This window comes from Proteus mirabilis ATCC 29906 (genome assembly GCF_000160755.1).
In the GTDB taxonomy this organism is placed as follows: Bacteria; Pseudomonadota; Gammaproteobacteria; order Enterobacterales; family Enterobacteriaceae; genus Proteus; species Proteus mirabilis.
Map to the genome: position 1 here is coordinate 252,255 of NZ_GG668579.1, position 19,872 is coordinate 272,126.

Genomic DNA, 19,872 nt, shown 5'->3' on the forward strand with positions numbered 1-19,872 from the left:
TGATATAAACAGCCAGAACGACTTATTATGTAAAAAAACCCGAGCCTAAGCTCGGGTTTTTGGTGTAAAACAGCTAGCAGATGAATTACATCATGCCGCCCATTCCACCCATGCCGCCCATTCCACCAGCAGCACCTAAATCCATTTTTTCGTCTTTAGGTAAATCTGTCACCATAGCTTCAGTGGTGATCATCAGACCTGCGATAGAAGCTGCGAATTGCAGAGCAGAACGAGTCACTTTAGTTGGATCTAAGATACCCATCTCGATCATATCGCCATAAGCTTCTGTTGCAGCGTTATAACCGTAGTTACCTTGGCCTGCTTTCACATCGTTAACTACCACAGAAGGCTCTTCACCTGCGTTAGCAACGATTTGACGCATTGGCGCTTCCATTGCACGTAGTGCAACACGGATACCAACCGTTTGTTCTTCGTTATCACCTGTCATTTCACGCAGCGCATTAGCAACGCGGACAAGTGCAGTACCACCACCAGCAACAACGCCTTCTTCAACTGCTGCGCGAGTTGCATGCAGAGCATCATCAACACGAGCACGTTTTTCTTTCATTTCAACTTCAGTTGCCGCACCGACTTTAATTACCGCAACACCGCCAGCTAATTTAGCCACACGCTCTTGCAGTTTTTCACGATCGTAATCTGAAGTTGCATCTTCGATTTGTTGACGGATTTGAGCAACACGACCACTGATAGCCTCTTGTTCACCCAGACCATCGATAATGGTTGTTGTATCTTTGTTGATAACAACACGTTTCGCTTGGCCTAAATCTTCCAGCGTTGCTTTTTCTAACTCCATACCGATTTCTTCAGAAATCACAGTACCATTAGTTAGAATAGCGATATCTTGTAACATTGCTTTACGGCGATCACCAAAACCTGGTGCTTTAACCGCAGCGACTTTCACGATACCACGCATGTTGTTGACGACTAATGTTGCTAGTGCTTCACCTTCAACATCTTCTGCAATGATCAGTAGAGGTTTGTTTGCTTTAGCAACACCTTCTAAAACAGGAAGTAATTCACGGATATTAGAGACTTTTTTATCAACTAATAGGATGAATGGATTTTCTAACTCAGCTGTACCTGTTTCTGGTTTGTTGATGAAGTAAGGAGACAGGTAACCGCGGTCAAACTGCATACCTTCAACAACATCCAGCTCATCTTCTAAGCCAGTACCTTCTTCTACAGTGATGACACCTTCTTTACCCACTTTTTCCATTGCTTGAGCAATCAGAGTACCAACGGTTTCATCAGAGTTAGCAGAAATAGTACCTACTTGAGCAATAGCTTTAGTATCTGAACATGGAACAGACAGTTTTTTCAGTTCTTCTACTGCGCCCACAACGGCTTTATCGATACCGCGTTTCAGATCCATAGGGTTCATGCCAGCGGCAACTGCTTTTAAGCCTTCGGCGATAATTGCTTGTGCTAACACTGTTGCAGTTGTAGTACCGTCACCTGCCGCATCATTAGCTTTAGAAGCAACTTCTTTCACCATCTGAGCACCCATATTCTCGAATTTATCTTCTAATTCGATTTCACGGGCAACAGACACACCGTCTTTAGTGATAACAGGTGCACCGAAAGATTTATCTAAAACAACGTTACGACCTTTAGGGCCTAAAGTTACTTTAACTGCATCTGCAAGAACATTAACACCACGTAACATTTTATTACGAGCGTCTATACCGAATTTGACGTCTTTAGCTGCCATCGTATATTTCCTTTGAATTCGTTCAGTTTAAGAAGATCTTAAAAGAGAAAAATTATGCTTCTACAATTGCTAAAATGTCACTTTCAGACATGATAAGCACGTCTTCGTTATCAATTTTTTCTGATTTAACACCATAACCATCGTTAAAAATTACGATATCGCCAACTTTAACATCGAGTGGTTTGACTTCACCGTTTTCCATAATACGGCCGTTACCAACTGCTAAGATTTCGCCACGAGTTGATTTACCCGCTGCAGAGCCAGTCAGTACGATACCACCTGCTGATTTAGCTTCGACTTCTTTACGTTTAACAATAACACGGTCATGTAATGGACGAATCTTCATTAATAGATCTCCTATAAAAAAGTCCATATCAGGATTAAGGTTGATACCAGTGCCTAAGATGAACCAGTACCATGACGATACAAGTGGGGGCATCCAATAAAACTTCAAGGGGGAGAAAAGTGTTTTTTTTCAAAAAATCCCCTTTTTAGATGATTATGCTTACAGTTAATTATTTTTTATCAGAAAAATGGTCATTATCCTGATGTTCATCCTTATTATTCAGTTGCTTACTAGGTGAATCTTCTTTACGTTGATATTCACCTTCAAAAGTACTCCCACCTTGATGGGAAGAAAAGCCATTTCCGCCCTGTCCGGGGGTATAAATTTTGATACGCGTAATCAGTTTTGTGACCAATAGCGCTTGTAATGGGGGTAACAATAAAAGTAAGCCGAGGAAATCAGTAAAGAAGCCAGGGATCAATAACAATATCCCAGCCAACACCAACGAAACGCTTTTCACCATTTCAGCCGCAGGCACTTCTCCCATGGCTAATTTTTGTTGCATTGAAGCAATATTTTTCACACCTTGATTTTTAACCAAAGAGATCCCGACACAAGAAGTCAGTACTACTAAAAATAGGGTTGTAAGAACGCCAATTGAAGAGGCAACATGCACAAAAATCACAGCTTCTATATAAATAAGAAGACAGATAACAATTAATGGGAGCCAACGCACTTGGTTCTCCTTTTATAAAAAAGATTCATATTATTAATAGAAAGGAGTGTGAACCACCTCTAAGCTAACAGCTTATGCACTCGCTTTTTCTTAGTTTATCTACATAATAATGGGGAGCCTAATCCTCCTTTTCAAGGGAGCATAAAAAGAGAAGTAGAACTGTAAAATCCATGAGATAGATCACAAAAAGAAAATAATTCAGCGTTATTTACTTATAAAGTGATCCAGCTTAAAGGTATTTGCTTACAACCCGAATATGATCGTGTCAGTACCAAGCAAAACGGTAAGTTATATTACATTATTAACCGTTAACGATATATTTTATTAACAAGCGCATAACTAGACAGTTAAAATTTTAATAAGAAGGTTCTCATGTCAAATAAAACTCGTATCGAAGAAGACCTGTTAGGTAAAAGAGAAGTTCCTGCTGATGCTTACTACGGCGTCCACACTTTACGTGCAATTGAAAACTTCTACATCAGTGATCGTACAATCAATGATGTTCCAGAATTCATCCGCGGTATGGTCATGGTGAAAAAAGCCGCTGCATTAGCAAACAAAGAGCTTCACACTATTCCTCGCGAAATCGCTGATACGATTATCAAAGCCTGTGATGTTGTTTTAGAAACAGGCAAACACATGGATCAATTCCCAGTTGATGTATTCCAAGGTGGTGCGGGTACTTCATTAAACATGAATACTAACGAAGTTATCGCAAACATCGGTTTGGAATTAATGGGTCATCAAAAAGGTGAATATCAATATCTGAACCCTAACGATCACGTGAATAAGAGCCAATCAACAAACGACGCTTATCCTTGTGGTTTCCGTATCGCAGTTTATAACTCTGTTATTAAATTAACTGAGTCTATTGAGCTACTGAAAGCAGGTTTTGATAGAAAAGCAACTGAATTTGAAGACATCCTGAAAATGGGTCGTACTCAATTACAAGATGCTGTACCAATGACTTTAGGCCAAGAATTCCACGCTTTCTCAGTATTAATGAAAGAAGAAATCAAAAACCTAAAACGTACTGCTGAATTGCTGTTAGAAATGAACTTAGGTGCAACTGCTATCGGTACTGGTTTAAATACTGCACCTGGCTACCAAAAATTAGCTGTTGAAAAATTAGCAGAAGTAACTGGTTTACCTTGCGTTCCAGCTGAAGACTTAATCGAAGCAACCTCTGACTGTGGTGCTTACGTAATGGTTCACGCTGCATTAAAACGTCTAGCAGTGAAAATGTCTAAGATCTGTAATGACTTACGTTTACTTTCTTCTGGTCCTCGTGCCGGCCTGAAAGAAATTAACCTGCCAGAATTACAAGCAGGCTCTTCAATCATGCCAGCTAAAGTAAACCCAGTTATCCCAGAAGTTGTGAACCAAGCTTGCTTTAAAGTTATCGGTAATGATACTTGCGTCACCATGGCAGCTGAAGCAGGTCAATTACAATTAAACGTAATGGAACCGGCTATTGGTCAAGCAATGTTTGAATCAATTTCTCTATTAAGCAACGCTTGCCGTAACTTAGTTGAAAAATGTGTTGATGGTATCACTGCTAATAAAGAAATCTGTGAACACTTCGTATTTAGCTCAATCGGTATCGTAACTTATCTAAACCCATTCATCGGTCACCACAACGGCGACATCGTTGGTAAAATTTGTGCAGAAACAGGTAAGAGCGTACGTGAAGTTGTATTAGAACGTGGCTTATTAACTGAAGAACAACTGGATGATATCTTCTCTGTTGAGAACCTAAAACACCCGGCTTACAAAGCAAAACGCTTCGATGATTAATATTTATGTTTCATAACATAATCATGTTAAACATAAGAATGAGCTCTTAAAAATACAAGGCACGGACTCTTTAAGAGACGTGCCTTTTTACTTGATTGTAAAAACAAAAATTTAACTTATCTTTCTCATTTTTTTAATTATCTCAAGGAGTAAACGCTATGTTAGCCGTAGAATTGATTATCGTTCTGCTGGCCATTTTCCTCGGTGCGAGACTAGGAGGAATTGGTATCGGGTTTGCCGGTGGTTTAGGGGTGTTAGTATTAGCCGCTATCGGTGTTAAACCAGGTACTATCCCTTTTGATGTGATCTCCATCATTATGGCTGTTATTGCCGCAATCTCTGCGATGCAGGTTGCTGGTGGTTTAGATTATTTAGTTGATCAAACAGAAAAACTATTAAGACGTAATCCTAAATACATCACAATACTTGCGCCAATTGTGACTTATTTATTAACTCTCTTTGCAGGTACAGGTAATATCTCTTTAGCTACATTACCCGTTATTGCTGAAGTTGCTAAAGAGCAAGGCATCAAACCTTGTCGCCCATTATCAACAGGTGTGGTTGCTGCGCAAATTGGTATTACAGCATCACCTATTTCTGCTGCGGTTGTTTATATGGCATCAGTCATGGAAAACCCTGCAATGGTCGGTGAAGGTAATACAGTAAGTTATATCACTCTGTTATCTATTTTATTACCAGCGACCTTCCTTGCTATTATTCTGATGTCATTCATCATCTCTTGGGTATTTAACTCAAAACTGTCTGATGATGCGATTTATCGTCAACGTTTAGAGCAAGGTCTAGTTGAATTACGTAATAGTAAAGAGCGTAGAGAAACATTACCGGGTGCTAAATCTTCTGTAATGCTATTCTTACTTGGTGTTATTTGTGTGGTCACTTATGCCATTATCAATAGCCCAAGTTTAGGCATTGTAAAAGAGCCGTTAATGAACACCACTAACGCTATCCTTATCATTATGCTGAGTGTGGCAACCCTTATCACTGTTTTCTGTAAAGTTAAAACAGATAACATCTTAAACTCAAGTACATTTAAAGCAGGTATGAGTGCATGTATTTGTATTCTGGGTGTTGCTTGGTTAGGTGATACTTTCGTTTCAAGTAATATCGATTGGATCAAACTGACTGCCGGTGATTTAATCACAGGTCATCCTTGGTTATTAGCGGTTATTTTCTTCTTCTGCTCTGCCTTATTATATTCACAAGCGGCAACAGCAAAAGCGTTAATGCCAATGGCTTTAGCTTTAGGTGTTTCTCCATTAACAGCGATTGCATCATTCTCAGCAGTTTCTGGTCTATTTATTCTACCAACTTACCCAACACTGGTTGCTGCTGTTCAAATGGATGATACGGGTACAACTCGTATTGGTAAATTAGTCTTTAACCATCCATTCTTTATTCCTGGTACTATCGGTGTGATATTAGCGGTCGGATTTGGTTTCCTCTTCGGCGGTATGATTTTGTAGTTTAAAACCAATATTTAAAAAGACATTGCAAAAAGCTTTACTTTTTAACTAGATATAAAAATAAGTCCCCTCACCCAAATGGATGAGGGGATTTCATTTTGACACTACCCCACTCGCGGCTGTTACTTTCATTTCTGATTAAAATCTGTTAATTATGGTGCTCTTGCGACACTATGATTTAAGGAGATTTCCGTGCAACGTGAAGCATTATTAGACCACGTACTTATCCAATTAGAGCAACATGGGCTTGCCGCTACGTTGCCTGAGTTATTGCAGGGATTTGATATTACTGAATCTGAACTCCAACCTTTTTGGCCTGATAAAGACGCGTTAATTTTTGATTGTCTACGCCATCATGGACAGCAAATTGATATTTGGCAACGTCAAGTGATATTAGATGAAACGCTGACCACAGAGCAAAAATTACTAGCACGTTACGATCAGCTGGCTATGCGCTTAGAAAAAAATCGTTTTCCAGGCTGTTTGTTTGTTGCTGCTTGTAGTGCTTATCCTGATGAGCATTCACAAATCCATCAGTTAAGCCAGCGCCAAAAGCAAAGCTCATTTGAATACTCTAGAATGCTACTACGCAAGCTTGATCTTGAAGATAGTGAGTTAGTTGCTAAACAAATGGAACTCATCTTAGAAGGCTGTTTAAGTCGCTTAATGGTCAATCGTCGTGCTGACGATATCACGACAGCAAAACTATTAGCTCAAGATATTCTTAAAATCGCCCAATGTCGTAAAAATGGTGCGCTAAGCTGATTGCATATCAATATTGCAATTAGAGTAATTGCTCATTTCGTTCTCTTATTCCATTACTCTCGATGAGAGGAAGAGCAAAGCGGTTAAGTGATAAGCAAAGGAAAAATATCTCTTTAAAAGATAAAAATGGACTATCTTTACTGATTGTTATTTAAGCATTTTTTATTAGAAAATCGCTTGTGCTGAAAAATCAGACTCAAATAGAATAAAAAGAGAGCAAACAAACTTATTTTTGCATTTTTTATTAAAAAGACGTTGACGCATCACGCTGAATACGGTTTAATGCGCCTCGTTGCCCGGATAGCTCAGTCGGTAGAGCAGGGGATTGAAAATCCCCGTGTCCTTGGTTCGATTCCGAGTCCGGGCACCATCTTTCCTTTCGGAAATGGTGTAACCGTTTCCCTAGCACGGTCGCTGGAAGTGAGATCTCCAACGCTCGGTTAAAACTTGAATTTCAGTTGTAATCACGTTCATGACTTCTCACGTGGTTGACAATGATTTATCAAGTAAGGGTGTTTTCCTAGAACACCCTTCTCAATCAAATCCAGCTTATACACAAAGTTGATAAAATAGTCAACTTTGTGTAAATATTTTTTATTTATATCACATCCTCTGTCTTTTTGATGCTAGCCTTGTAAGTTCACCACCTAATCCCATTGTTAAAAACTCACCTAACTCATTCTCCAAGATCCTGACTGTACTGTATGCATCCAGAGCAATATATTCCATAGTTGAAGAGAGACTACGGTGTCCTAACATCTGTTTCGTCAATTGCATATTACGTTCAGGATATTTCATTAATGTCGTCGCCAGTGTATGTCTGAAACGATGGGGACTGACATGAAATCCACATTCCTTTGATAAACGACGGAAAAAAGAACGTATCGTCTGACTGAGTGGAGTTTCAGAGCGGGATAGTCGTTTATGATAAAGACGATGAACATCAAACAAAATATCGTTTTTATCCGCCCCGTGACAACGCATTTCCTCAACCAAGGGCGCCAGTAAACAACGTAGTGGCTGAACAAAAGCAATCTGATATTCCCGGTGATTTTTACTGCTTTCACTGCGCAATGTGATCGTACACTCCTCAAAATCCAGATCGCCAATATGCAGGTTAATCAGCTGGTTAAAACGAATAGCCGTCAGCCTCAGCGTTTCCAGCACAGCAAACCAGAATCGAGTGGGATAAACCGCACATGCCTGAAAGTGGGCCTGATCAGGTGGCAGCATATTTTCCTGTTGCTGAAATTGTTCCAGAATACGATAAATCGTTCTCAGTTGTGATTGTGTATAGACTTTTTTCTGTTTTTCACCCGGTTCAATTTGTGTTTCTGAGAACGGGTTTTCTTTAAGTGAAACAATCCCTTTTTTGATCCAATAATTATACAGAGACTGCATATGCCTGGTTTTTGTGTTCCATGTCCGTTCCCGGACTTTCTGAATATTCAGCTCATTTCTTCGCCATCTCAGCACATGCTCATGTGTCACTTCATCCGGTAGCGGTAACGCATTTTCACAAACTCCGCAATAACGCAGAAAAAGACGTACCATCTTACGGTATGTTTTCTCCGTATCCGGCCGTAATACTTTATTGTAAAAGTAATTACTCAGCATTTGCTCCCATACATCCACTTTCTGCTGATGTTCATCAGAACTGTGATTATCTTTCATAAACACCTCCTGCTTTTAACTTCCGACAATACGAATAAACAATGATTCCTCCGGCATATTCATGCCAAAAATCTGACGTCCTTTAATCATGTAACCATTGATTTTTTTATGGGATAACGTAATTAATGTTTTGTTATCACTCAGCGGATTCAGTTTTTCACCATAAATTCGAGCCCTGAAATGCCCTGTTTGTCGGGTATCATGACGAATAATCCGGTGCAATTTAAGGGATTCAAAAGAAGAAATAATATGGCCGATATCATCCGGATTTTTACCCGCCTCCTGTATGTACTGATAAAAAACAGCCGGACTCTGGCAAAACAAATACTCCATGACACAGTGAACCTTCGCATCCGGCGTATTTATTGCCAGTTTTCCGCCCAATAATCCGGACTTAAACCACGCCCAGAAAGCCTCTCCTTCATTTTTTATACTCAGACAGTTTTCGCGCTGTTCATCCTTCTCATCACGATTGCCCGTCTGAGTATCAGATAAGATTTCCGGCATTAAACCTGATAATTCAAGTGCATATTTCATATCCTCAGATAACGGAGGAGACATATCTGAGACAGTTTTTTCATCAGCAGAATCAAGTGCCCCATGGACAACCGCACCTTCTGCTTCTGCAACTACCATTAGCGGTATATCGCAGTGAATTCCGTTCTCTGTTTTTTCTGAAGTAACAGACTCCGGAGGCAATACAGATGTTACAGACGGAGTTTCAGGTTGTGGCTTTTGCGCCAATTCAGCAGGCGCCAATGACGCGATATCATTCTCCGGCTGCCCTGATAGCACTGAAGACGAAGCATCAGGCGCTGACATAGAAACAACGGAAGAAAATGCCGGCAATGCACCGGCGGGGAACGCAGCCAGAGCCTCATTCAGCACACGCTGTAAATCATTATCACCGTTTACCGGCTCGGTCACCACGTCAGACAACGCCTGAAGCGCCTTTGGTGTACCCGACAACCAGTGGATTACCTTCTCCGGTAATAGCCGGAAAGCCATCATGGCCCCCGTCGTCCGGCGAAAATGCGTCATATCCGGCACCGGCTCATGAAAGCGAAAACGATACGGTACGGTGGGCGCACTCATCCCCGGCTGCCACGCCGACAGGCTGTTCAGTTGTCCCTCAAACTGTGCCGTTAACGGTAACCAGTAAAACAGTCCGGTATAAAAAACACACACATTCCAGGCGCTGAACTGACGGCTCTGCTCTTCCGACGGAAGCCCGCGGGGCAGCATCTCTTTCTGGGACATCCGCATACACCAGGCTGTCGTATTCAGCGTTAAATCCAGCAATCCCCCTTCGCCGGCATATTTCCCGGTTTTTGATGCCGGCACACACTGAAGTCGTTCTGCCAGCGTCTGCAAAGGAGACAGGCAAAGTGCCCGGTACTGGTTATCCGGTAACGCTACCACCCGGCTGATTTGCTGTAACCAGTTTTGCCGCTGCGGTGTGGTCAGCAATACGTCAGCTGCCTGCGGTAAATAAAAGCCGTCACTGTCACGGATAAATAATGGCCTTTCCTGCGTGTTTCCCGGGGAAACACGCAATGTTTTCTCTTCCGCTTTCCGGGAAAGCGATTTACGAAACCACGGTAACATCGGTGTTACTGCCTCTTTAATTCGGTAAAAACAACAACGCAACATTAAATAAAACATAAATTATTTTAATATCAGGATAAGAATAAATAATAAATGCACCTTATTTTCATTACGTTAACTCATCCACAAAAATAATTCCGGCAACAAAACAGAAGATTACATGAATAATGTTTTATTATTCTGTCTCTGTCTGTTTCTGCTGCCAGGCACGGATGGCCTTTTCATACGCGTCCGCATTCACATGCTCCCGGGTCATTCCGCATTGCAGAATATTTTCCCGACCTGACCAGAAGCCCGCATTTCTGTTTCTTTCCACCAACTGACATTCCGTCAGGTAATAACGCCCCCACTCAGCCTGGCGCTGTTCATCCCAGACCAGGAAAACGCCCACAACCAGAATCAGTGGCAACAAAAGTCCGGCTGTGACAAAAAAAGGAAACAGAATTTCATTCCAAAAATCCTGAGCCCACTCCCTCACACCCTGCCCAAATTCACATCTCATCACACTCTCCCCCATCTCATTCAATGACGGCATCACGATAACAATGCGGGAATAAAACAAAAGCCGAAATTAGTTTTCCGAAAAAAAATAAAAAAACCCGGTATCACTACCGGGTTTTCAGTCAGTTAAATCAGTACGGAAACCTCACCCTCCGTAATGTGGCAATGAATCAAGAATATAGTCCGGTCCCGTCACATCCTGGAAACCGTCCTCATTCTCTTCATCACTGAACTCAATCTCATCAGATTCATGGTCGGTTAACCGGCCATGGTCATACTCGCTGTATCCGCAGAAACCACAGCCTTCTTCGGCATAGACATGACGGACCTGACAGCGGAAACGCGCAGACAGAGCACACAAAACCGCTGCTGACGGCGGCCCCCACGGAGTATCAAACTCTGCGGATAACTCCGTCGCATACCCGCCATCAATACAGTGAAAACCACTGCCGTTCGGCCATTTCACACCATAACGGCACTGATAAAGGTGATATGTACTGTTACCGGGGGCAAACGCCTGCCAGCGCGCCTGCCGCCAGATGACCTCCGGTGTTTTCCATAAACAGCCGTTAAAACCGTGTAATTCAGCCGCAAGGCTGGTCGGTAACAGAGTCCGCATATCCATCGGTATGGCTTCTCCGGTACTGCGAAGGTACTGAATATCCTCCCAGGCTGTCGCCACCCGGCTCTCATCCTCTCCGGTAAACCGGTTAAGCCAGTCAAAACTGCTTCCCGATAACAACGGGGACAGTCTCGCTTTCTGCGTCGCCGTCAGCGAGTCCCAGGAATGGTACGCCCCGCCTTCAGATAACCACATCTGATACCACTGATGGATTTGCTGACAACATGACGGTGTCAAATCCGGTGCAGTCATCAGCAGGTCAACCCAGTGCGTGAAAGCCGTGTTTCCCGGGGAAACAGGCCCGGTTGCACCGTATGAAGTCAGTTCCGGTAACGGCGGAAAAGACAGCGGTCTGACCGGTTTCAGTATCCCCGCGCAGCCGGCCAGCAACAAATGCAGACTTTGTGCTATCGCCGTCTGCCAGGCGGGTATCCCATCATCCGCATATATCCAGTGTTTAAGAGCCGGCATATCCGCCGCGTTGTGTAAGGTGATGTCAAGTCGGTTCGAGCACCAGTTTGGCATGATGATGTCCTCTTTTCAGAATAAAAAAGAGGGCTTATCCCGTGAGGAACAAGCCCTCACGGGAAAGATGTCAGTCGTTAATCGTTAAGGATTATCCGGCATGACATCCGGGTTAATGGCACCGCTCAGCTGAGCCTGTGCAAGTAAGGCATCGCTGTCACTGACATACGGGGATGCCGGCAGATAACAGGATGCATTCAGTTTATCCAGGTGGTACTTATCCACCAGACGGTTGACCACCGATACCGGCGATATCCCGAGTTCAATCATCCGGGACACCTCAGCATCATCGGACAATCCGGTATCACTCAGCGTAATGCCGTAATGCACTTGCAGTAACTGATGTACCAGTAACTGAAAGCGGATAATGGTCATTTTGTTCATCGCAGTCTCCTACGCGGCCTGTCGGGATGCGGCCACATTCAGTAAAAACTCACAGGCCTGGCGGGCCTGCCCGGCGGCCCGGAACAACGCTTTTTTGTCCGATTTCAGTACCCGCAGCCAGCTGTCAAGATAGCTTTCATGGTTCACTTCTCCCTCGACGCTTAACTGCGCACAAAGAAAAGCGCTGCCCATTTCCGCAACCAGCTCCTCAAAACTGTACAGCGGGTCACCAAACTTCAGGGACGATGAGGTGATGCCTTCACGGGCCAGCCTGGACGGATGACCGGTACTGTGCACCAACTCATGCAGTAAGGTGGCCTGGTAATCGGCATTCCGGTCAAACTGTGACGACAGCGGCATCACAATCCGGTCCTGTGACGGACTGTAATACGCCCGGTTCTGCGCCGCACTGGTCACCTTCACGCCGCTGGCATTCAGGATATCCAGCACCCGGTGCGTGGCCGGCAGGGTTATCCCTGCTGTCTCCTCTCCGGGTAGTCGCCGGTTTTCGTAAAAATGCGCCGGCAGGTCATCACACTGGGCTATGTTAAATAACGGATTCGCCTTTATCATCGGCACCTCCGTCATCACCACCTCACCGTGTTCATCCCGCAGCAGCTCACCGTGACGGTCTTTTGCCGGCACCTTCACCGGTTTGAATATCACAGTATTCGTCGCCATTTCGCCTTTACGGACATGGCCACCCAGTTGCTGTGCCTGACGGTAAGTCAGCCAGATATCGTAACCAAAGCCCTGCTCCGCCGCCGACAACCATAACAGCAGCACATTTATCCCCTGGTAGGAATGACCGGTCAGGGCGTTCACCGGAAAACCGGTGCCTGTCCCTTCCGACGGCCGCCATGGTCGTTTCCACGGACGGGTGCCTTTTTCCAGCGCGGCCACAATACGGTCAGTCACTTCCTGATAAATATCGCGAACCGGCTTATCCGCTGCCGGACGGCGTTTACGGTCAGATTTTTTCATCGGAATACCCTCAATAAAAAAGGTGTATCCCGTCCTGACGGTGAGATACACCATCAGGTGAAAAAACAATATGGTTAATTTTCAACCGGCGTTTCCAGTGGAAACACTGATTAAAATGTGTTCAGTGCTTCCCGGGGAAACACCTTACCTGATTACCACCAGGCCACAAAAAACAGTGACTCTGCGTCAAAGTCAAACGTCTCCGTTATCTCTGACAGCCAGCGTCTGACGCCTTCCACATCAGCCCAGTACGCCTCATCATAAGCCGTTGAAACCAAAAAAAAAGCCCTCAGTGGTCGGGAACCGTGTCTGACAGTTTTCCGGTGTCAGTGCCTGCAAGTCCTGCTGTAAAGCCCGCAGATGGGCCTCTGTCACCAGCACCTTTTCACAGTTCTCAAAAGCCCCGATATGGTCATGCACCCACTTAAACAGCGCATTAACCTTACGGAAATACCCGACTTCAATATCGCCGTCGCTGTCCGCTTCTGCGTAACGTGAGGCGGGTATCCGGCTTTTGTCTGTACCACGCTTTTCACTGGCATAAAAGTAAATATCGAGTCCCTTCTGCTCAGCATCTCTGACACACGATAACGCACACGCCAGCGTGTCCCAGTTGATCCCCAGCTCCGCATCAAAATGATGTGCAACATGCGTTAATGTTGCCCGTGTCTCTGCCGGACAAGCCGTTTCATCAACATAGGTAACATCATCGGGGAACCACATCTCACACAAGACGAATGCCTCCGGATTGCAGCGGGATAAATCCGCTATCAGTTCCCGTATCGTACAGGCTCTGGCCATTATCCTGCCTCCGGTAAACCTATCCCTTCCGGTAACGTCAGGATAAGATAAGGAAATACCTGACTGACATAGTCCAGCACCGGCTGCCAGTCCCGGATATCCCCGTCAGAAGAGACCGAAAAATATCCCGGGCACAGGTTGTACAACAACAGTAATGCCGCGACTACAAACACGTCATAGGGTTTGTATGCTGTCTTGCAGAAATCCCAGTAGTCCTCTACGGGGATTTCGCGCTGAACAATAAACGTCTCATGATTCATGTCATCAGCCGCATTACCGTTAAAACAAAGCGCCTCACCGTCGTCGGTGAATAATGAGCCATCATTCAGCCGTTTTTCCTCCAGGCCATCACACAACACAATAGGTTTATCTGGGTATCCGCCGCAAATCTGCTCTGCGGATATGGGATTGGCCAGATAGTGGTGATAGAGCTTGTCCAGATGTTCACGGAAGTTCTGCCACATCAGGGGGTCAACGCTTTGTTTTTGTGTAAAATAATGTGTATATCCCATGTGATAAATCCTCATTCTGATTAAAAAAATGGCGGATTCATCTCCTGACGGAAATCAATCCGCCGGGCGGGGTCATAACAAAAAGTCAATGGTGCTATCAGTACAACAAATCAGCGACACCAGGCATAACGCACCTGTGCCAGCTGGTATGTCAGTGCAAATCCGGCACGGGAGGCCGCTTTTATGGAACAAAATGTCCTGCTGTCCAGCGAGGTTATCAACGAATGAAAGCGGTATTCTTTCGAATGCGCGCCCAGACGTACAGTAATGCGGATCCTGAACTGCCGGGGATTCACTTTCACCACCGTCGCACGGTAAGCGCGCCGGCCGGTTCGGTTACTTATCCACGGTAATTCACCGGGTATCCCTGACGAAACAAACGGTATACGGTCATAAAAACGGTACAGCCGTTGCATGATCAGACTCAGAAATGAAAATGGTTTGTTTTCTGGCAGTAAAACAGACATGTGTGTTTCTCCGGTAAAAAAAGACGGAGAAACGTCCACCTGACGGGGAGTTTCCCCGTCGGGTAGGTAAGTAAAAAAAGAATGAATGCCGGCAAATCAGTCGCTCAGTTCGATACCGACAAGGTATTCATCAGCCATCTCCATTGCCATCCATTCACTGACGGTCTCATCCAAGCCGGCTTCACAGCCTTTCTGCCAGATCACTGCATCAATCCGCTGACCGATATCCGGTAAACGGCGAAGCAGACATGCCGGCCAGGGTCTCATCAGACCATCCGCACGCCACAGTAATAATCTGCCGTAAGCAAATCCGGCATCATAAAGCGTACACTTCATCAGCGAAATGGAATGAGGGCGGTTTTGCTCACCGGCATACCTTTCAGCCAGTTTCAAATCAGCCTCAACATTTCGCAGTGTCCGGGCTTCCTCAACCAGCCACATCAGCCATTCCCAACTCCGGGAATAGCGACAGACGTGATCGGCCACAAAGAACAGTCCGCGGGTAATGCCATAAATCATGGTTATCAAACCTGATCAGTAAATGGAAGCAGCCCCATTTCAGGGTAGCTGACTGACACCTGTGAGTCCGTTAAATCAGTCGGTTACATGCTTTTCATTTTCGTGTTGCAGGCAGCAGCGGTAACCCCAGCGCCAGGCTTCATTCCAGATTTCCGGATCGAGCCGCTCAGCGATGACTGTCAGCCGGTGAAGCAAAAATGCGGGGGCACCGGTTTGCGAGTCCATAGTAAATCAGGGCGCCAAAACGAAATGCCGTTGTATACAAATCAAGCTCAATAAACGGCAGTTCTCTGTAATCTCCGCTCTGATACATCCGTTTTTCGTCCAAACGTATCACCTCCAGTTCTTCTGCGGTGATTTTCAGCATCCGGGCATCATTAGCAACGGCCTTCAGTTGCTGAGAAACACGGGAATGCGGAAATAAATAACTGGCAATACCAGACATTACGTGGGCAACACCATAATTCAATGTAAAAAGAGTCATAAGGGCTATCCTCAGATAAGGGAATACAGCCCTCACGGGATGTTTTCCCGTATGGGTCATAAAATCAGTGAATGTCCGCCGTTAAGCACCAAACATCAGCGCTTCAACCGGATCTTCAAACTGTGCATTTTTGATCGCATCGTTGTAGATACGGCGAAAGTCAGACGCATAAGGCGTTTGCTCAGCCGCTTTCCAGACAGCGCGGACCATTTTCTCAAGATGTGGACGGGTAAAATCAGCCTCCACAGATAACGCGCCCAGTTGCTCTGCAACGGCACTGATTATCCAGAAGTTTGGCGGAAAATTATCTTCGTCCGGGTGCTCGCCAATATCCAGACGGACAAAAGCAAGAACCATGTCGAGCTCACCTGAGAGGTGATGCAGTTGCGTGAGAGAGTGCAGATCGTCAAAAAAAGACGATTCCGGAAATGTAGATACCTTCATTGAATTTCTCCTGAAAAAACGGAGAAATTCCCTGATGACGGGTGATTTCCCCGTCAGCGGGCAGGTTATATGAAGCGTTGCGTAAAAATAATCCTGATGATAACGCTATTCTGTTATCACCCTCCGTCAATTTCAAGGACGAACGGAGTTCTGTCATCGCCCGTAGGCTCCCGTCTCAGATGACCCGAGGATTGGCAGTGGCAATCACCCGTAGGCGTTCCTCTCAGATTGCCGGAACATTGGCATTGTTGTCACCCGTAGGCGCTTCTCTCAGACAACCGAAGCATTGGCAAGTTGCATTACGCAACGAGATAAGCAGATTCATTTTTAGCCGTTTTTTTATCTTTGTCAATCCTGCCCATTCAGGATTTTTACCACTTCTCTGATCACCCGTACTCCCCCTTTACGGGTAATATGTATTCCATCATCAGTTCGTACAGTTTCATTATGAATAACAGATTGCCATTGCGTTCCTAATATATGAGGCTGATTAATATCCAGATAATGAATATTTAATAACATCGCACTGTGTTTAATTATATGCCGGGTATGTATTAAATAACGTTCATGTTCCGGATTTTTTAAATGTGGTGGAGATATCCAGACAATTGTCGCTAACGGATTTTCACTTTGAATTTCAGCAATGAATTGAAATACCAGACTGTAATATTTCAGCCATTCATCCGAACCATATTGAACAAAATCATTTGTTCCGAGACTAATAATCACATTATCAAACTCCCGCAAATCGAAATTATTCACGAAAGCGATCCAATCTTTTTTACTTTTATTTATTAACCCCGAACCGGAAACATATTCTGTTTTTATTTTTTCATCCAAAACATATTTTGCTGACATTTCATAAACAGCCGTTAATGAATCACCTAAAAATAACGTCTTCGCCATTAACGGAAAACAAAAAGCAAAATTAATAAACAAAATAATTAAACAGACTTTCATTTTTATCTTATTCCTCAATATCTCCTTTCTGACTATAAACCCGTTTAATATAATCGCCACGACCGTCACCATGCCCTAAATCCATGGAGGTTAATGCATAGGCTTCCTTTTGACTGAATCCCTGACTGAGATAATATTTTTCAACATCCTGAGCATAGGCATACCGTAAACCATGATTTGATTCTTCGTGAATAAATCCGCCTATCCGTCGCATCACATTAATATAACGATCTTTGGCAGAATGTAATGACGGACGATTAATTAAATAACCGTTATGTTTATCCGCATATTCAATGGCTTTATTAATTAATGTTAATACACGGGCTTTATCCGGCACTAATGCTTCACGGGGTCTGCCTCCTTTTGTCCCAAAAACCACATGAACGCGATCTTTACCGTTTTTAAGCGCCTGTTGCCAGGTCCGTAATGATTTTACTGACTGCACTGCTTCTTCATTTCTCAATCCCAGACTACGGGATAACTGCATAGTTAATGCCACCCCCTGATCATAAGGCTCAATCCGAGCGAGCGCTTCGTGAAAGCGCTCGTCCGATATCGCGGTACGGGTGCCAGCCCTGCTGGCACCTGAAAGCCCCAGCGCCTCATTACTGAGGCGCTCATGTTTAGGGTCAGCCAGTTTATGACGTCCGGTAACACGAAATATCGCCCGGATAGCCGACATTTCGTTTTGACAGCTGCGTAAACTGATATTCTGTTCTCTGCGGGCATGGATATACATTTCAATATGGCGGGATTTCAGTTGCTCAACAGATCGTATCTGAATATTCAACCCGGCCAGCTCTGCCGCAACCCGTTCTGCAATTTTGACCCGGTCTGCAATGGTTTTAAAGCTCCCTCCGGCCTGACGTGCAAGGATATGCATTTCACGGGACAGGGCTTTTGCTCTTCTGGACATTCTCTGATTCTCCGCCTCTTTCGCTCTCAACTGGTTACCTTTTCCCGGCGCGACGGTTTTATATTGCGCATCCTGCGACCTGACAGATACCTGAGCACCGGGGCGATAAAAGGTTGAGTTGTTGAGAGGTATCAAATCAGTTCTCTGAACTGTTTGCGGTCATCAGACCGGCCCCCGTTATCAGGGCACCTCCGTCCGTCAGTTTCCTGACGTCGCCTTGGTATCGTGTCGTTTTTTCTCCTTTTTTCATAATGTTATACGTTTTTATCATCATATAAACGTTGAGCGTTGAAAGACTTTCAGCCGTTCTGAGCAATGCATTACATGTCTGTCAGATTGTCAGTTTTGCTGTAAGACCAGTATTGAAGCGTTCTGAGCGTATGCACTTGCGTGCGTCACTTTGTCTTCGTTTCACTTGACGAAAGTGACGCACGCCCATCATTCTGCTGCTCAATGTATTGCTCCGAAGATGCCGCTTTCCAAAGCTGCGCAATGGAAACGCGTCATACCGGGCATACAAAGGTTGCAGAAAGCAGGGCGTATTCGTCAGAACACATCAGAAGAGGCAGATACACGTTATCGCATACTCTGCTTTTTTGTGGATATCCGGGTGACCGGATAGCTGTGACATGGTCACTGAAGTGCAGTTAATCCTGATGATAACGCTATTCTGTTATCACCCTCCGTCGATTTCAAGGACAAACGGAGTTCTGTCATCGCCCGTAGGCCCTCGTCTCAGATGACCCGAGGATTGGCAGTGGCAATCACCCGTAGGCGTTCCTCTCAGATTGCCGGATTGGCATTGTTGTCACCCGTAGGCGCTTCTCTCAGACAACCGAAGCATTGGCAATGTTGCATTAAGCAACGGTGTAACGTGGTAAATTTAATCAAACTTTCTTTTTTCGTCAATACCCGATAAAGAAAAAGGAGAATATTTTACATCCTCCTTTTTCTCTTTATTAAATATCCCCTTGTTGGTTCTTCATCGTATTAATAATCAATGCCATCTTTAATCACGAAAACTCAACAATCAGATATGTTTTTATTTGGATTTATCATAAACATCCCAAACAGGCGGTTTATTTTTCATAGAGTCAACAGAAACACGTAAGAAGGGCATATTAGTTTTAAATGTTAAAATAAAATCCAAGGACATTCTATTACAAACAGAAAAAAAACGTTTTTGTTCTTCATCAGTAAAATTTTTTTGTTTTGGGAATATAAATAAACTCCCTAAACTAACCTGACAATGTATATAACATTTCTCACCAAACCAGCTCACTAACTTATCATGATATTTTTTTCAGTAATCGTAGTCAAATATTCTTTTCTGTAAAATTTAATACCTCTCTCGATCATTAACCAAAAGAAACTTTCTTTATTCTCAGAATAAAAATTATTACAATCCCCATTACCTTCCAAAGCATCATTGTCATTTTTTTTATTATATAAACATCCTTTGTTACCATTTAATGTTGTTTTTCTCCTTGAGTATTGCTTCCTTATTTTACTGAACCAACCCCTCCTCCTCCACAAATACCCCGCCCCTATTAAGACCACAAACCAAAAAATAAAATTCATATTATCATCTCCTATATACAAGGACTCGGATACATATTAAAAACTTACTTAAACTGACATAAAAAATCAAATTCAATAAATCCATCCAGA

23 protein-coding genes and 1 tRNA gene are annotated in these 19,872 nt (G+C 44.0%); 4 read left to right on the forward strand and 20 right to left on the reverse strand.

The genetic code is table 11. The features are described from left to right. Nucleotides 1–85: 85 nt before the first annotated feature. The 3 genes from groL to HMPREF0693_RS12090 form a co-directional block, all read right to left on the reverse strand. Nucleotides 86–1,732 carry a chaperonin GroEL gene (gene groL, locus HMPREF0693_RS12080; protein ID WP_004245716.1) on the reverse strand — a complete coding sequence of 549 codons (1,647 nt, stop codon included), beginning with the start codon at nt 1,730–1,732 and terminating at the stop codon, nt 86–88. A 52-nt stretch (nt 1,733–1,784) separates the two neighbouring features. Next, the gene (locus HMPREF0693_RS12085; RefSeq protein ID WP_004249265.1) at nt 1,785–2,078 is read right to left on the reverse strand and encodes a co-chaperone GroES; all 294 of its coding nucleotides are present in this window, start codon (nt 2,076–2,078) and stop codon (nt 1,785–1,787) included. Between the two features lie 169 nt (nt 2,079–2,247). Beyond that, entirely contained in the window at nt 2,248–2,754 is a 507-nt protein-coding gene (locus tag HMPREF0693_RS12090) for an FxsA family protein (protein ID WP_004245719.1), read from the reverse strand. Nucleotides 2,755–3,126: 372 nt separating this feature from the next. Between HMPREF0693_RS12090 and aspA the strand changes: the two genes are divergently transcribed. From aspA to HMPREF0693_RS12110, 4 genes are all read left to right on the forward strand, one after another. Then, nucleotides 3,127–4,551, forward strand: coding sequence for an aspartate ammonia-lyase (gene aspA, locus HMPREF0693_RS12095; protein ID WP_004245720.1), 1,425 nt, complete (start codon nt 3,127–3,129; stop codon nt 4,549–4,551). Nucleotides 4,552–4,709: 158 nt separating this feature from the next. Beyond that, complete coding sequence (locus HMPREF0693_RS12100) at nt 4,710–6,035, forward strand: anaerobic C4-dicarboxylate transporter (protein ID WP_004245722.1); 1,326 nt, start codon at nt 4,710–4,712, stop codon at nt 6,033–6,035. Between the two features lie 192 nt (nt 6,036–6,227). After that, nucleotides 6,228–6,800, forward strand: coding sequence for a division control transcriptional repressor DicD (gene dicD / locus HMPREF0693_RS12105; protein WP_004245723.1), 573 nt, complete (start codon nt 6,228–6,230; stop codon nt 6,798–6,800). A gap of 294 nt (nt 6,801–7,094) precedes the next feature. Continuing rightward, a tRNA-Phe gene (locus HMPREF0693_RS12110) sits at nt 7,095–7,170 on the forward strand. A 233-nt stretch (nt 7,171–7,403) separates the two neighbouring features. On the opposite strand, the gene HMPREF0693_RS12115 is transcribed toward HMPREF0693_RS12110, so the two are convergent. The 17 genes from HMPREF0693_RS12115 to HMPREF0693_RS12185 all read right to left on the reverse strand — a co-directional run bounded on the left by HMPREF0693_RS12115 (nt 7,404) and on the right by HMPREF0693_RS12185 (nt 19,782). Next, nucleotides 7,404–8,474, reverse strand: coding sequence for a tyrosine-type recombinase/integrase (locus HMPREF0693_RS12115; protein ID WP_004245724.1), 1,071 nt, complete (start codon nt 8,472–8,474; stop codon nt 7,404–7,406). A 15-nt stretch (nt 8,475–8,489) separates the two neighbouring features. After that, complete coding sequence (locus tag HMPREF0693_RS12120; RefSeq protein WP_223302950.1) at nt 8,490–10,139, reverse strand: TraI domain-containing protein; 1,650 nt, start codon at nt 10,137–10,139, stop codon at nt 8,490–8,492. Nucleotides 10,140–10,257: 118 nt separating this feature from the next. Next, nucleotides 10,258–10,584: a hypothetical protein gene (locus tag HMPREF0693_RS12125; protein ID WP_012368427.1), complete on the reverse strand. Its 327-nt coding sequence runs from the start codon at nt 10,582–10,584 to the stop codon at nt 10,258–10,260. A 144-nt stretch (nt 10,585–10,728) separates the two neighbouring features. Then, the gene (locus HMPREF0693_RS12130; protein ID WP_004245726.1) at nt 10,729–11,730 is read right to left on the reverse strand and encodes a DUF1281 domain-containing protein; all 1,002 of its coding nucleotides are present in this window, start codon (nt 11,728–11,730) and stop codon (nt 10,729–10,731) included. An 84-nt stretch (nt 11,731–11,814) separates the two neighbouring features. Beyond that, nucleotides 11,815–12,114 carry a TA system toxin CbtA family protein gene (locus HMPREF0693_RS12135; protein ID WP_001038587.1) on the reverse strand — a complete coding sequence of 100 codons (300 nt, stop codon included), beginning with the start codon at nt 12,112–12,114 and terminating at the stop codon, nt 11,815–11,817. A gap of 9 nt (nt 12,115–12,123) precedes the next feature. Beyond that, nucleotides 12,124–13,098 carry an ArdC family protein gene (locus HMPREF0693_RS12140; RefSeq protein ID WP_012368428.1) on the reverse strand — a complete coding sequence of 325 codons (975 nt, stop codon included), beginning with the start codon at nt 13,096–13,098 and terminating at the stop codon, nt 12,124–12,126. Nucleotides 13,099–13,356: 258 nt separating this feature from the next. Then, complete coding sequence (locus HMPREF0693_RS12145) at nt 13,357–13,899, reverse strand: hypothetical protein (RefSeq protein ID WP_004245732.1); 543 nt, start codon at nt 13,897–13,899, stop codon at nt 13,357–13,359. Further along, nucleotides 13,899–14,411: a hypothetical protein gene (locus HMPREF0693_RS12150; protein WP_000542402.1), complete on the reverse strand. Its 513-nt coding sequence runs from the start codon at nt 14,409–14,411 to the stop codon at nt 13,899–13,901. Before HMPREF0693_RS12150 ends, HMPREF0693_RS12145 begins: the two co-directional genes overlap by 1 nt. Nucleotides 14,412–14,521: 110 nt before the next feature. Continuing rightward, nucleotides 14,522–14,878: a hypothetical protein gene (locus HMPREF0693_RS18600; protein WP_004239684.1), complete on the reverse strand. Its 357-nt coding sequence runs from the start codon at nt 14,876–14,878 to the stop codon at nt 14,522–14,524. Between the two features lie 96 nt (nt 14,879–14,974). After that, complete coding sequence (locus HMPREF0693_RS19550; protein WP_223302951.1) at nt 14,975–15,145, reverse strand: hypothetical protein; 171 nt, start codon at nt 15,143–15,145, stop codon at nt 14,975–14,977. 418 nt (nt 15,146–15,563) lie between these two features. Next, complete coding sequence (locus tag HMPREF0693_RS12160; protein WP_000171971.1) at nt 15,564–15,881, reverse strand: hypothetical protein; 318 nt, start codon at nt 15,879–15,881, stop codon at nt 15,564–15,566. Between the two features lie 81 nt (nt 15,882–15,962). Then, on the reverse strand, nt 15,963–16,325 hold the full coding sequence (locus tag HMPREF0693_RS12165) for a hypothetical protein (RefSeq protein WP_004245735.1): 363 nt from the start codon (nt 16,323–16,325) through the stop codon (nt 15,963–15,965). Between the two features lie 223 nt (nt 16,326–16,548). Beyond that, a complete protein-coding gene (locus HMPREF0693_RS19705; protein ID WP_012368430.1) occupies nt 16,549–16,677 on the reverse strand; it encodes a hypothetical protein in 129 nt (42 codons plus the stop codon). Beyond that, nucleotides 16,674–17,285 carry an SGNH/GDSL hydrolase family protein gene (locus HMPREF0693_RS12170; protein WP_000861660.1) on the reverse strand — a complete coding sequence of 204 codons (612 nt, stop codon included), beginning with the start codon at nt 17,283–17,285 and terminating at the stop codon, nt 16,674–16,676. Before HMPREF0693_RS12170 ends, HMPREF0693_RS19705 begins: the two co-directional genes overlap by 4 nt. A gap of 7 nt (nt 17,286–17,292) precedes the next feature. Further along, nucleotides 17,293–18,201 (reverse strand): integrase domain-containing protein, encoded by a 909-nt coding sequence (locus tag HMPREF0693_RS12175; RefSeq protein ID WP_036932448.1) that lies wholly within the window; start codon nt 18,199–18,201, stop codon nt 17,293–17,295. A gap of 1,042 nt (nt 18,202–19,243) precedes the next feature. Next, on the reverse strand, nt 19,244–19,483 hold the full coding sequence (locus HMPREF0693_RS12180) for a hypothetical protein (RefSeq protein WP_004245739.1): 240 nt from the start codon (nt 19,481–19,483) through the stop codon (nt 19,244–19,246). Continuing rightward, entirely contained in the window at nt 19,483–19,782 is a 300-nt protein-coding gene (locus HMPREF0693_RS12185; RefSeq protein ID WP_004245740.1) for a hypothetical protein, read from the reverse strand. The genes HMPREF0693_RS12180 and HMPREF0693_RS12185 overlap by 1 nt, the downstream gene beginning before the upstream one ends. Nucleotides 19,783–19,872: the final 90 nt, after the last annotated feature.